This is a genomic window from Microbacterium sp. GXF7504, from assembly GCF_054798235.1.
In genome coordinates this window covers 204,089-217,304 of the sequence record NZ_JBSJZI010000005.1, presented here as the reverse complement: position 1 = coordinate 217,304, position 13,216 = coordinate 204,089, and the positions used below count along the sequence as shown (strand labels likewise).

At 69.9% G+C, this 13,216-nt stretch carries 8 protein-coding genes and 1 pseudogene; 8 read left to right on the top strand and 1 reads right to left on the bottom strand.

Annotated elements, in window-relative coordinates:
- The first annotated feature begins 165 nt into the window (after positions 1–165).
- The 3 genes from rpoB (at position 166) to ACWAUO_RS13510 (ending at position 8,316) form a co-directional block, all read left to right on the top strand.
- Positions 166–3,669, top strand: a complete 3,504-nt coding sequence (rpoB, locus tag ACWAUO_RS13520) for a DNA-directed RNA polymerase subunit beta (RefSeq protein WP_460776133.1) — start codon at positions 166–168, stop codon at positions 3,667–3,669.
- A gap of 41 nt (positions 3,670–3,710) precedes the next feature.
- Positions 3,711–7,586, top strand: a complete 3,876-nt coding sequence (locus ACWAUO_RS13515; protein ID WP_460776131.1) for a DNA-directed RNA polymerase subunit beta' — start codon at positions 3,711–3,713, stop codon at positions 7,584–7,586.
- A 154-nt stretch (positions 7,587–7,740) separates the two neighbouring features.
- A complete protein-coding gene (locus ACWAUO_RS13510; RefSeq protein WP_460776129.1) occupies positions 7,741–8,316 on the top strand; it encodes a hypothetical protein in 576 nt (191 codons plus the stop codon).
- 1 nt (position 8,317) lies between these two features.
- Here ACWAUO_RS13510 and ACWAUO_RS13505 read toward each other — a convergent pair whose 3' ends face one another.
- Positions 8,318–8,911, bottom strand: a complete 594-nt coding sequence (locus tag ACWAUO_RS13505; protein WP_460776128.1) for a hypothetical protein — start codon at positions 8,909–8,911, stop codon at positions 8,318–8,320.
- A gap of 115 nt (positions 8,912–9,026) precedes the next feature.
- On the opposite strand from ACWAUO_RS13505, the gene ACWAUO_RS13500 reads away from it, so the two are divergent.
- The 5 genes and pseudogenes from ACWAUO_RS13500 to ACWAUO_RS13480 all read left to right on the top strand — a co-directional run.
- Positions 9,027–10,034: an ABC transporter gene (locus ACWAUO_RS13500; protein WP_460776126.1), complete on the top strand. Its 1,008-nt coding sequence runs from the start codon at positions 9,027–9,029 to the stop codon at positions 10,032–10,034.
- A complete protein-coding gene (locus tag ACWAUO_RS13495) occupies positions 10,031–10,519 on the top strand; it encodes a hypothetical protein (RefSeq protein ID WP_460776124.1) in 489 nt (162 codons plus the stop codon). Before ACWAUO_RS13500 ends, ACWAUO_RS13495 begins: the two co-directional genes overlap by 4 nt.
- 67 nt (positions 10,520–10,586) lie before the next feature.
- Positions 10,587–11,249 (top strand): spermidine/putrescine ABC transporter substrate-binding protein, encoded by a 663-nt coding sequence (locus ACWAUO_RS13490; protein WP_460776122.1) that lies wholly within the window; start codon positions 10,587–10,589, stop codon positions 11,247–11,249.
- Positions 11,250–11,259: 10 nt separating this feature from the next.
- A complete protein-coding gene (locus ACWAUO_RS13485; RefSeq protein ID WP_460776121.1) occupies positions 11,260–12,702 on the top strand; it encodes a DUF5684 domain-containing protein in 1,443 nt (480 codons plus the stop codon).
- A 310-nt stretch (positions 12,703–13,012) separates the two neighbouring features.
- Positions 13,013–13,216 (top strand): annotated as a pseudogene (locus tag ACWAUO_RS13480) (30S ribosomal protein S12); the annotation flags it as partial.

The following is a 13,216-nucleotide window of genomic DNA, read 5'->3' as shown; positions in this document are numbered from 1 at the left end:
GTGAGTAGTTGCGCTCAGTTCCCCCTGCCCTCATATGGTGGTCGGCTTGTGCGTTCGGTGCCCCCGCAGATGGCGGCGTGCGGTACGGACGTTTCGGGAGCGAACGAGCACTCCACCTGACGACAAGGACACGAGCCCCACCCGGGCCCATGGAGGTATTTCCCCTTGGCTGCTGCGCCCAACGCATCCGATTCCACCACCAAGACCCCGAAGAACGGACGCGCGGCTTCCCGCCTTTCGTTCGCCAAGATCTCCGACACGCTGACGGTCCCGGACCTGCTCGCACTGCAGACCGAGTCCTTCGACTGGCTCGTCGGCAACGAGGCCTGGAAGGCCCGCGTCGCCGAGGCGAAGGCCGCCGGTCGCACCGACGTGCCCGAGATCAGCGGCCTCGAGGAGATCTTCGAGGAGATCTCCCCGATCGAAGACCTCAGCGAGACCATGCAGCTGAGCTTCACCAACCCGTACCTCGAGCCCGAGAAGTACTCCATCGAGGAGTGCAAGGAGCGCGGCAAGACCTACGCGGCCCCGCTCTACGTCGAGGCCGAGTTCATGAACCACCAGACCGGTGAGATCAAGACCCAGACGGTCTTCATGGGCGACTTCCCGCTCCAGACCGACAAGGGCACGTTCATCATCAACGGCACCGAGCGCGTCGTGGTGTCGCAGCTCGTCCGTTCGCCCGGCGTCTACTTCGACAAGACCCCGGACAAGACCAGCGACAAGGACATCGTCTCGGCGCGCATCATCCCGAGCCGCGGCGCCTGGCTCGAGTTCGAGATCGACAAGCGCGACCAGGTGGGCGTGCGCATCGACCGCAAGCGCAAGCAGTCCGTCACCGTCTTCCTGAAGGCCCTCGGCCTGTCCAGCGAGGACATCCTGAACGAGTTCGCCGGCTTCACCTCGATCGAGGAGACGCTGGAGAAGGACACGATCCTCACCAAGGAGGACGCGCTCCGCGACATCTACCGGAAGCTCCGTCCGGGCGAGCAGGTGGCCGCCGAGGCCGCCCGCGCGCTGCTCGACAACTTCTACTTCTCGCCCAAGCGCTACGACCTGGCCAAGGTCGGCCGCTACAAGATCAACCAGAAGCTGGGCCTGGACAAGCCGCTCACCGACTCGGTGCTGACCGTCGAGGACATCGTCGCGACGATCAAGTACCTCGTCGCACTGCACCGCGGTGACGCCACCGTCGCCGGCGTCCGTGGCGGCGAGGCGGCGGAGATCCGCGTCGACGTCGACGACATCGACAACTTCGGCAACCGTCGCATCCGCGCGGTCGGCGAGCTCATCCAGAACCAGGTGCGCACGGGTCTGTCCCGCATGGAGCGCGTGGTCCGCGAGCGCATGACCACGCAGGACATCGAGGCGATCACCCCGCAGACCCTGATCAACGTGCGTCCCGTCGTGGCCGCGATCAAGGAGTTCTTCGGCACCTCGCAGCTGTCGCAGTTCATGGACCAGAACAACCCGCTCGCGGGTCTGACCCACAAGCGCCGCCTGTCGGCGCTGGGTCCCGGCGGTCTGTCGCGCGAGCGCGCAGGCGTCGAGGTCCGTGACGTCCACCCCTCGCACTACGGCCGCATGTGCCCGATCGAGACCCCTGAAGGCCCGAACATCGGTCTGATCGGCTCGCTCGCGTCCTTCGCGCGCATCAACGCGTTCGGCTTCATCGAGACCCCGTACCGCAAGGTCGTCGAGGGTCGGGTCACCGACCAGATCGACTACCTCACCGCCAGCGAGGAGAACGACTACATCGTCGCGCAGGCCGGTGCGGAGCTCGACAAGGAGGGCCGCTTCGTCAACGAGCGCGTGCTCGCCCGCCGCGGTCAGGGTGGCGAGGTCGACCTGTTCCCGTCCGAGGAGATCGGCTACATGGACGTCTCGCCGCGCCAGATGGTGTCGGTGGCGACCTCGCTCATCCCCTTCCTCGAGCACGACGACGCGAACCGCGCCCTCATGGGTGCGAACATGCAGCGCCAGGCCGTGCCGCTCGTCCGGAGCGAGTCCCCGGTCGTCGGCACCGGTATGGAGGGCTTCGCCGCGATCGACGCCGGTGACGTGGTCACCGCGCAGAAGTCCGGTGTGGTCCTGGAGGTCTCGGCCGACGTCGTGACCATCCAGCTCGACGAGGGCGGCACGCAGGACTACTTCCTGCGCAAGTTCGACCGCTCGAACCAGGGCACGTCCTACAACCAGCGCGTCATCGTCTCGGCGGGCGACCGCATCGAGGCCGGCGAGGTCATCGCCGACGGTCCCGCGACCGAGAACGGCGAGCTCGCGCTCGGCAAGAACCTGCTCGTCGGGTTCATGACGTGGGAGGGCTACAACTACGAGGACGCGATCATCCTCAGCCAGGACCTGGTGAAGGACGACACCCTCTCCTCGATCCACATCGAGGAGTACGAGGTCGACGCCCGCGACACCAAGCTTGGCAAGGAGGAGATCACGCGTGACCTCCCCAACGTCAGCCCCGACCTGCTGAAGGACCTCGACGAGCGCGGCATCGTCCGCATCGGCGCCGAGGTGCGTCCCGGCGACATCCTCGTCGGCAAGGTCACGCCGAAGGGCGAGACCGAGCTGTCGGCCGAGGAGCGACTGCTGCGCGCGATCTTCAACGAGAAGAGCCGTGAGGTCCGCGACACGTCGCTGAAGGTCCCCCACGGCGAGCAGGGCACGATCATCGCCGTCAAGGAGTTCAACGCCGAGGACGGCGACGACGAGCTCGGCTCGGGCGTGAACCGCCGCGTCGTGGTCTACATCGCCCAGAAGCGCAAGATCACCGCCGGTGACAAGCTCGCCGGCCGTCACGGCAACAAGGGTGTCATCGCGAAGATCCTGCCCGTCGAGGACATGCCCTTCCTCGCCGACGGCACCCCGCTGGACGTCGTCCTGAACCCGCTCGGCATCCCCGGCCGCATGAACTTCGGCCAGGTCCTGGAGACCCACCTCGGGTGGATCGCCAAGCAGGGCTGGAAGGTCGAGGGCGAGCCCGAGTGGGCGAAGCACCTGCCGGAGGAGGCCCGCGAGGCCGCGCCCGGCACGAAGGTCGCCACCCCGGTGTTCGACGGCGCCTACGAGGAGGAGATCGCGGGTCTGCTCGACTCGACGCTGCTCACCCGCGACGGCGAGCGTCTCATCGACCGCTCCGGCAAGGCGCAGCTGTTCGACGGCCGCTCCGGCGAGCCGTTCCCGGCGCCCATCTCGGTCGGCTACATGTACATCCTGAAGCTGCACCACCTGGTGGACGACAAGATCCACGCCCGTTCGACCGGTCCGTACTCGATGATCACCCAGCAGCCGCTCGGTGGAAAGGCGCAGTTCGGCGGTCAGCGCTTCGGTGAGATGGAGGTGTGGGCCCTCGAGGCCTACGGCGCCGCGTACGCGCTCCAGGAGCTCCTGACGATCAAGTCCGACGACATCCTCGGCCGCGTGAAGGTGTACGAGGCCATCGTCAAGGGCGAGAACATCCAGGAGCCCGGCATCCCGGAGTCGTTCAAGGTCCTCATGAAGGAGATGCAGTCGCTGTGCCTGAACGTCGAGGTCCTCTCGGCCGACGGCACCACGGTGAACCTCCGCGACACCGATGACGACGCCTTCCGCGCCGCCGAGGAGCTCGGCATCAACATCTCCACCCGGTTCGAGTCCTCGTCCATCGACGAGATCTGAACCAGGCCAGGCAAAGAACGAATTCCTACACAGGAGAATCAGTGCTCGAATCAACCACTTTCGATGAGCTTCGCATCGGCCTGGCCACCGCCGACGACATCCGTCGTTGGTCCTACGGCGAGGTCAAGAAGCCCGAGACCATCAACTACCGCACGCTGAAGCCGGAGAAGGACGGCCTCTTCGGCGAGCAGATCTTCGGTCCCAGCCGGGACTGGGAGTGCGCGTGCGGCAAGTACAAGCGCGTCCGCTTCAAGGGCATCGTGTGCGAGCGCTGCGGCGTGGAGGTCACCAAGTCCTCCGTCCGTCGTGAGCGCATGGGCCACATCGAGCTCGCCGCCCCCGTCACCCACATCTGGTACTTCAAGGGCGTGCCCTCGCGCCTGGGCTACCTGCTCGACATGGCGCCGAAGGACCTCGAGAAGGTCATCTACTTCGCCGCGTACATGGTGATCTCGGTCGACGAGGAGGCCCGCCACCGCGACCTCCCCACACACGAGAACAACCTGCGTCTCGAGATCAAGAACCTGGGCGACCGTCGCGACTCCCGCGTCGCTGCGCGCCTGGCCAAGCTGGAGGAGGAGCTCGCCGCACTCGAGGCGGAGGGCGCCAAGGCCGACCAGAAGAAGAAGGTCAAGGACGCCGCCGAGAAGGAGATGGCGCAGATCCGCAAGAACGCGGACGAGCAGATCGCCAAGCTCGAGCGCGTCTGGGAGGACTTCCGCACGCTCGAGGTCGGGCAGCTCAAGCCCGAGGACGAGATCTTCATCGAGCTGCAGGACCGCTTCGGTCAGTACTTCGAGGCCCACATGGGTGCGGAGTCGATCAAGCGTCGCCTGGAGGCGTTCGACCTGGAGGCCGAGGCCGAGAGCCTCCGCCTGCAGATCTCGGAGGGCAAGGGCCAGCGCAAGATCCGTGCGATCAAGCGCCTGAAGGTCGTCAGCTCCTTCCTGCAGACCGGCATGAGCCCGGCCTCGATGGTGCTCGACGTCGTCCCGGTGATCCCGCCGGAGCTGCGCCCGATGGTGCAGCTGGACGGTGGCCGCTTCGCGACCAGCGACCTGAACGACCTCTACCGTCGCGTGATCAACCGCAACAACCGTCTGCGGCGCCTCATCGACCTCGGTGCCCCCGAGATCATCGTGAACAACGAGAAGCGGATGCTGCAGGAGGCCGTCGACGCGCTGTTCGACAACGGCCGCCGCGGTCGCCCCGTCACCGGTACCGGCAACCGTGCCCTGAAGTCCCTCAGCGACATGCTGAAGGGCAAGCAGGGTCGCTTCCGCCAGAACCTGCTCGGCAAGCGCGTCGACTACTCGGGCCGTTCGGTCATCATCGTCGGCCCGCAGCTGAAGCTGCACCAGTGCGGTCTGCCCAAGCAGATGGCCCTGGAGCTCTTCAAGCCGTTCGTCATCAAGCGCCTGATCGACCTCGGTCACTCGCAGAACATCAAGGCCGCCAAGCGTGCGGTCGAGCGCACCCGTCCCGAGGTCTGGGACGTGCTCGAGGAGATCATCCGCGAGCGCCCCGTGCTGCTCAACCGTGCACCCACGCTGCACCGCCTGGGCATCCAGGCCTTCGAGCCCCAGCTCGTCGAGGGCAAGGCCATCCAGCTGCACCCGCTCGTCTGCGCCGCGTTCAACGCGGACTTCGACGGTGACCAGATGGCCGTCCACCTGCCGCTGTCGGTGGAGGCGCAGGCCGAGGCCCGCATCCTCATGCTGGCGTCGAACAACATCCTGAAGCCGTCCGACGGCCGCCCGGTGACCCTGCCCTCGCAGGACATGATCATCGGTCTGCACCACCTGACCACGGTCAAGGAGGGCGCAGCCGGTGAGGGCCGCGTGTTCGGTTCGGTCGGCGAGGCGATCCTGGCGAAGGACGAGGGCACCCTCGACCTGCAGGCGAAGGTCCGCATCCGCATCCCGGGGCTGACCTTCCTCGAGGGCGAGGCCCCCGAGGGCTACGAGCGCCACGGCCTCGTGGACGCGTCGCTCGGTCAGGCGATCTTCAACGACACGCTCCCCAAGGGCTACCCGTTCGTGCGCGAGCAGGCGGACAAGGGCAAGCTGTCGCAGATCGTGAACAAGCTGGCCGAGGAGTACCCCAAGGTCGAGGTCGCCGCGTCGCTCGACCGGATCAAGGACGCCGGCTTCTACTGGGCCACCCGTTCGGGTGTCACCGTCGCCCTGAGCGACGTCCTGACGCCGCCGAACAAGCCCGAGATCATCGCCGAGTACGAGAAGCGCGCCGCCAAGGTGCAGTCCCAGTACGAGAAGGGTCTGACCACCGACGCGGAGCGCCGCCAGGAGCTCATCAAGATCTGGACCGAGGCGACCGACGAGGTCCAGGCCGCGATGCGCGCCAACTTCCCGGCCGACAACACCATCAACCGCATGGTGTCCTCGGGTGCCCGTGGTAACTGGCTGCAGATCCGGAACATCGCCGGTATGCGTGGTCTGGTGAACAACCCGAAGGGTGAGATCATCGCCCGTCCGATCATCTCCTCGTACCGCGAGGGGCTGTCGGTCGCGGAGTACTTCATCGCGACGCACGGTGCTCGTAAGGGTCTGGCCGACACCGCCCTCCGTACCGCCGACTCCGGGTACCTCACCCGTCGTCTGGTGGACGTCTCGCAGGATGTCATCATCCGCGAGGAGGACTGCGGCACGTCCAAGGGTCTCGAGCTGCCGATCGCGGCGGCCGGTGCCGACGGCGTCCTCATCAAGGACGCGAACGTCGAGAACTCGGTGTTCGCCCGTACCCTCGCGGCCGACGTGGTCGACGCGAAGGGCGAGGTGCTGGCCGAGGCCGGCTCCGACGTGGGCGACGTGCTCATCAACCGCCTCGTCGAGGGTGGCATCACCAGCATCAAGGTGCGTTCGGTGCTGACCTGCGACTCCGCGGTGGGTGTCTGCGCGAAGTGCTACGGCCGTTCGCTGGCCACCGGCAAGATGGTCGACATCGGCGAGGCCGTCGGCATCATCGCCGCCCAGTCGATCGGTGAGCCCGGTACCCAGCTGACGATGCGTACCTTCCACACCGGTGGTTCCGCGTCGGCCGAGGACATCACCCAGGGTCTGCCGCGTGTCCAGGAGCTCTTCGAGGCGCGTACCCCGAAGGGTTCGTCCCCGATCGCCGAGGCCGCCGGCCGCATCACGATCGAGGAGACCGAGAAGCAGAAGAAGGTCATCCTCACGCCCGACAACGGCGACGAGCCGCACGTCTACCCGGTCCTCAAGCGCGCCACCCTCCTCATCGAGGACGGGCAGCACGTCGAGGTCGGTCAGCCGCTGCAGGTCGGCACGCTGGACCCGAAGGAGATCATGCGCGTCATGGGCGCCCGCGAGGTGCAGAAGTACCTCGTCGGCGGCGTGCAGGGCGTGTACCGCTCCCAGGGTGTGCCGATCCACGACAAGCACATCGAGGTCATCGTGCGCCAGATGCTGCGCAAGGTCACCGTCGTCGACCACGGCGACACCGAGCTCCTGCCCGGTGAGATGGTGGACTCGCGTCGCTTCATCGACATGAACCGTGCCGCCGTGGCAGAGGGCAAGCGCCCCGCGTCGGGTCGTCCGGAGCTCATGGGTATCACCAAGGCGTCCCTCGCGACGGAGTCGTGGCTGTCGGCCGCGTCCTTCCAGGAGACGACCCGCGTGCTCACCCAGGCGGCGATGGAGGGCAAGCGCGACCCGCTGGTCGGTCTCAAGGAGAACGTGATCATCGGAAAGCTGATCCCGGCCGGCACGGGTCTGTCGAAGTACCGCAACGTCGTGGTCGAGGCCACGGAGGAGGCGAAGAGCGAGCGGTACCCCAACCGCATCTTCGCGTCCGACGGTGCGTACAGCGACGCCGACCTGAGCTACGTCGACTTCGACAGCTTCTCCACCGACGACTTCACGCCCGGTACCTACAACTGAGCTGAAGCGTGAGACCGAAGGCCCCGGGCATCCGCCCGGGGCCTTCGGCGTTCCCGCGCGCGCCGCTCCCGAGTCGTCGCGGCAGCGCCGCGTACCGTGGACGACGGGAGGGATCGTGGCACGGGTGGGTGGGCGCAACAGCGTTCTGGCATGGATGGCGGGGATCTTCTGCGCCGCCGTCGTCGGCGTGCTCGTCGTGCTCGCCGTGCCTGCGATCCCGGCTGCGGTCGCGCTCGTCGGGGACACGCTCCGCGGCGCCGGATCGGTGCCCTCGTTCGTGCAGGCCCGCGCCGACGGCAAGGGCGAGACCACCGCACCGGAGTGTCAGGCGCTCTACACCGACGCGCTCTGGGCGCAGCTGACCCAGCGGGTCGGTGGCGACCCGGTGCAGGACGCCTCTGCGCCGGTCACCGTGGCGGAGACCCTCTCCACCGCACTCGCGTCCACCGTGCGCGTCACATGCACGTTCACCGCGGTGAACGCCGGCCGTATCGTCACGACGGTCTCCGACGTCGATCCGGACACCGCGTCGATCGCCCGCGCCGCGCTCGAGGTCAGCGGCTTCGCGTGCACCGACTACGCGGACGGCGTGCGCTGCGCCCGTGCCGACGGCGCCGTGGTCGAGGAGGACGTCATCCGCGACGGCGTGTGGGTGTCGACGACCTTCGACGGCTGGCAGCCGGACCGCTACGTCGAGCGGATGGCGCAGCAGCTCTGGCCGCAGGGCTGAGTCAGCCGAACATCCGCGACACGATCCCGTCGGTGTAGCCGGACGGTGCGAGGTTCGAGTAGGACGTGTCGATGAGCACATCGTCCCGCCAGAACAGGGTGCGGCCGTCCTGGACGGGGTACTGCTCGTTCACCCAGCTCTTCTCGCAGCGGGTGCCGCCCGCGGGGGTGTAGCAGGTGAACCCCTGCTCGTCCGCGAGCCGGTTCAGCAGGTCGAGGGCATCGCCGCGCGACACCCTCGAGACCGTCGTCTCCAGGAACGTGGTGTCGGCGGCGGGCTCGCGCCAGAGGCACACGAGCGACCCGTCGGGCTGCACCCCGGTGGCGGTGCCGTTGGCGGGGTCGTTCAGCGGCACGTCGGCGAGCTGTGCCCGGACGGGCTCCGGCAGCATCTCCAGGCAGTCCGTCGGCAGGGAGACCGGGGTCGCGGACGGCGTCGGGGTCGGCGTCGCGGGGTCGTCGGGAGACGCGGATGCCGACGGTGCAGCCGGCTGCGACGAGGACGGCGCACCGGTCGGCTCGGGTGCGCACGCGGTGAGCGCCGACGCGAGCACGAGGGTGCCGAGGACGGGGAGCAGACGGGGTCGCGCGGACATGCCCACACCGTAGCGGGCGGATTCGCCCGCACGACTGCGCGCCTTCGCGGGTCGCCGACGGCCGACGGTTACGCTCTCGGTGCGGGCGAGCGCCCCGTATGAGGAGCCGATTGCGATGAGTGACCCCAACACCACCCCGAACGGCGAGCCCGCCGAGGCGGAGCCCAGCGTCGACGACGCCGTCGCGCGCGCGAACGAAGGGCTGGCCGACGCCGAGCTCGCGGGCCGCGAGGCCGTGGGCGAGCCGATCGTCGTCGAGGAGACCGTCGTCGAGCGCGACGTCGTGGCCGAACCGGCCGACGACGCGGCCTCGGAGGAGGTCGTCGCCGAGGAGGTCGTCGTCGAGGAGACCGCCTGGTACGACCGCCCGCTCGAGGAGACCCCCGGCGCGGCCGAGCCCGTCGACGCCGCCGAGCCGACCGCATCCGAGCGTGTCGTCGACGCCGAGCCGGTCCAGGACGCGCCCGCCGCGCCCGCCGCGCCCGCCGGCACGTACGCCGCGCCTGACGACACCTACGTCGCGCCCGCCGACACCTACGTCGCATCCGCCGCCGCGCAGCCGATCTTCGTGCAGGCGCCGGAGCCGCCGCGCCCCCGCGGCAACCGCGGCGCCGCCGGCCTCATCGGGCTCGTCGCCGCGCTCGCCTTCGCCGTCCTGTACCTCGGCATCATCCTCGGTGCGGCGTTCGCGTTCGGCTTCCTGTCCGGCGACACCGCGCTGGACTACGTGCTCGGCACCGTGACGTCCTGGCTGTTCTGGACGCCGGTGGTCGCCTTCTTCCTCGGCTTCTGGCTGCTGGGCGCCATCCTCAACCGGGCGCGCTGGGCGCACTGGGTGATCTGGGGCATCCTCGTGGGCCTCGTCTCCTACGGCGGCTACGTGCTGGGTGTCCTCCTGCAGGCGCCGTTCTGGCTGCTCACCGAGCGTGAGGGCGCGGACCTGCTCTCGGCTCAGGTGCTGGCGCCGTACGCCATCGTGGCCTTCGTGCTCGGACGCGAACTCACCATCTGGTTCGGCGCCTGGGTCGCCGCCCGCGGCCGTCGCGTCACCGAACTCAACGAGGTCGCGCAGCGCGAGTACGAGCGCACCCTCGAGGCGGGGCCGCAGCTGCACCAGCGATGACCGTCCCGCCGACGCCACCGCGTCCGCCGGTCCGTCCGGCGGTCGCGGTGGCGTTCTGCGTCGTGGGCTTCTTCGCGCTCGTCGTCGCCGGACTCGGCCTGCTGAGCCTTGCGACCGACACCGACGTGATCGACGTCCCCGGGCTCGGACAGCTCCCCGGGATCGTGGGGATGCTGGCGGCCCTCGCGGCGTTCGCCGGCACGACGTGGGCGACCGTCCGGCGGCCGCAGCCCGCGTACGGCGGCGTCGTCGTCGCGGTCGTCGGCACCTGGCTGGCGTACGTGCTCGTGACCGGGATCGCCGCCGCGGCGGCCGCCGGTGAACTCGGCCCCGGCATCGCGGTGACGGGCTCGTTCGCGCTCGGGTGGCAGGGCCTCGTGATCGCGGGGGCCGCGCTCGTGGCGGGGTGGTCGGCCATCGCGCTCGTTCGCACCCGCGCCTCCCGGCCGCAGTGGCCATGGGAGCGCGACGACCAGGACGAGTGAGCCCGCCCGGGCGGAGAAACCCGCGCGGATCCGCGGAAAGCACGGCGCGGGGACTACCGTGGTGTTCGTGGAGCGCTCGCTGGAGACGCAGGTGAGCCAGGCCGTGGACGCCTGGCTGCGCTGGCTGCCCAGGTGGACGCCCTCCACCCACCGCGGCCGGGTCGCACCCTGCCGCCGGTGCCTCGGTTCACCGATCCTCTCCGCCGCCGGCGTCGGCGCCGACGTCCCGCATGCGGTGCAGCACGGGCTCTCGACGCGCATCAAGGCCATCGTCGACCGTGCGGTCGCGGACTACACGGCGCGGAACCTGCCGCTGCTGCAGGCCGAGCTCGACCAGCAGGCCGCGCGCAACCGCGCCCGCAGCTACCGGCCCACCGAGGGGCTCGACCCCGAGTTCGAGGGGATGCCGCTCGACCCCGACCCCGCGCCGGGCGCACCGTTCCTCTTCACGATCGCGGGGCTCGCCGAGCAGGCCGACGAGGACGTCCCCGCCCTCCCGCCGCTGTCCGAGGAGGCGAAGGCGGCCCTCCGGCAGGAGGTGGCCCTCGCCGACGACTATGCGAACATGGTGGGGCGTGAGGTGTGCGCCATCCTGCTCCACCACAGGCTGCGCATCCAGGGGGACATCGCCCGCTTCGTGGAGCCGCAGATCGAGGCGCTCCTGGACGACCTGACCCGTTCACTCGACGCGCCCTTCGACCCCCGTGATTTCGACGGACCCCGACCCTGAGGCACCGCACATGCAGATCGTCACCGCCCCCGCCCTGACGGCATCGACCCCGGATGCCGGATCGCTGGTGCTCATCGCACTCCTGTCGACGCTGCCGACCCTCGTGCTGTACGTGTGGACGGCGCTGGCGCTCTCCCGCGTGTACACGAAGATCGGGGTGGCCGGATGGAAGGCGTGGGTGCCGGTCTACAACGCCGTCGTGTTCCTCCGCCTCGGCGGTCTCAGCGGCTGGCTGCTGCTCCTCCTGCTCATCCCGGTCTTCGGTGTGATCTTCGTCTACGTCGCGATCGTCACCTCGGCGCACCGCATCAACCTGGCCTTCGGTCACGGGGCGGGCATGACGGTCCTCGCGGCGCTGCTGTTCCCGGTGTGGGCGAGCGTGCTCGGGTTCGGTCCGGCCGAGCCCGACCGGACGCACGAGCCGTACGCCGCGGCCGTCGAGCAGGATCCGGCGGACGCCTTCCGCGCGCTGTCGCCCGACTTCGGCCGCCTCGACACCGGGGAGGCCCCCGACCTCCTGGCCCGCCGCGACGTGCCCGCACCTTCGGCGTGGATCCCGGCGGCACCGGCGCCCGCCTTCGAGACGCCCGCCGAGCCCGCACCGGCACCGGTCCCCGAGCCGTCCGCGTCCCCCGCCGCGGCGGCGGCGCCCGCCGCCCCCGAACCCTCGGCGCCCGCAGCCGTCCCGGCACCCCCGACGTGGGAGGCCCCGGAGCCCGCCACGTGGGAGGCGCCCGCCGCCGCCCCGGCGGAACCGGCGCCCGTCACCTCGTGGTGGATGCCGGCGCCCGAGGCGGAGCCGCAGCCCGAGCCCGCCGGGGCGAGCGCACCCGACGTGGACGCCGACGAGCCGGAGACCCCCGAGTGGTTGGCTGCGGCCCCCGCGCCGTCGCCGGCTCCGCAGGCCCCGGCGGAGCGGGTCGAGACCCCGCCGGTCGCGCCGCCCGCGCGCCCGGTGCTGCGTCAGCCCTACGTCGCCGAGCCCGACGCGTTCCCCGAGGACTCCGGCGCCGTCTCGGCGGTCGTCGGCTCGCCGACGGCCGGCGCGCCGCGTCCGGCGGCCGCATCCGTCTCGGCGTTTCGCCCCGGCATGAGCGACGCGGTCGACGACACCGTGATCGCTGTCCGCAAGCGCCCCGCGTGGGCGCTGCAGCTGCCCGACGGCTCGAGCGTGGACCTCACCGTCGACGCCGTCGTGCTCGGTCGCCGCCCGGCACCGGTCCACGCGGCGCCCGGCGCGCAGCTGGTCGAGGTGGTCGAGGAGACCCGCACCGTCTCGAAGACGCACGCGCTCCTGCGCCGCCAGGGCGAGGCCTGGCTCGTCTCCGACCTCGGCTCGACGAACGGCGTCGTGGTCGACGACACCGAGGTCGAACAGGGGCAGAGCGTCGCGGTCGAAGGGGAGTTCCTCCTCGGCGACGCGGTCCTGCGCATCGTCCGCCGCGAGCGCTGAGCCCGGCGGAGGCCGCCGGGAGAACGGGATCGACCGCCGTTTGACCGGGCGCGTCGCGCGGGCGTATCATTGATCGGGTGTGCGCTCATGCGCGCCCTGCGTCGTGCCTCGGTTCGACTCGGGTCGCTCGCGGACGCACCATCTCAGGGCACGGCCTGCGAACAGGCCACCCCCACGGCATATCCACCACGAAAGACGCGCCAGAATCCTGCTGCGTCGGCGGATCCACGTGAGCCCGCCCGGGCGTGCATCGTCATCGGGTGGGGGAGACCACGTCGCTGTCACCGTGCAGCACAACCAAGGAGAGAACGTGCCAACCATTCAGCAGTTGGTTCGCAAGGGCCGCTCGCCGAAGGTCTCGAAGACCAAGGCGCCGGCGCTGAAGTCGAACCCGCAGCAGGCAGGCGTCTGCACCCGCGTGTACACCACCACGCCCAAGAAGCCGAACTCGGCGATGCGCAAGGTCGCCCGTGTCAAGCTCCGCAACGGCACCGAGGTCACCGCGTACATCCCC

What these genes read in the sequence shown, in the direction of transcription:
- ACWAUO_RS13505 (WP_460776128.1), bottom strand. Translation starts at nt 8,911, where the DNA reads ATGTCCGCGCGACCCCGTCTGCTCCCCGTCCTCGGCACCCTCGTGCTC.
- ACWAUO_RS13510 (WP_460776129.1), top strand. Translation starts at nt 7,741, where the DNA reads ATGGCGGGGATCTTCTGCGCCGCCGTCGTCGGCGTGCTCGTCGTGCTC.
- ACWAUO_RS13500 (WP_460776126.1), top strand. Translation starts at nt 9,027, where the DNA reads ATGAGTGACCCCAACACCACCCCGAACGGCGAGCCCGCCGAGGCGGAG.
- ACWAUO_RS13485 (WP_460776121.1), top strand. Translation starts at nt 11,260, where the DNA reads ATGCAGATCGTCACCGCCCCCGCCCTGACGGCATCGACCCCGGATGCC.
- ACWAUO_RS13495 (WP_460776124.1), top strand. Translation starts at nt 10,031, where the DNA reads ATGACCGTCCCGCCGACGCCACCGCGTCCGCCGGTCCGTCCGGCGGTC.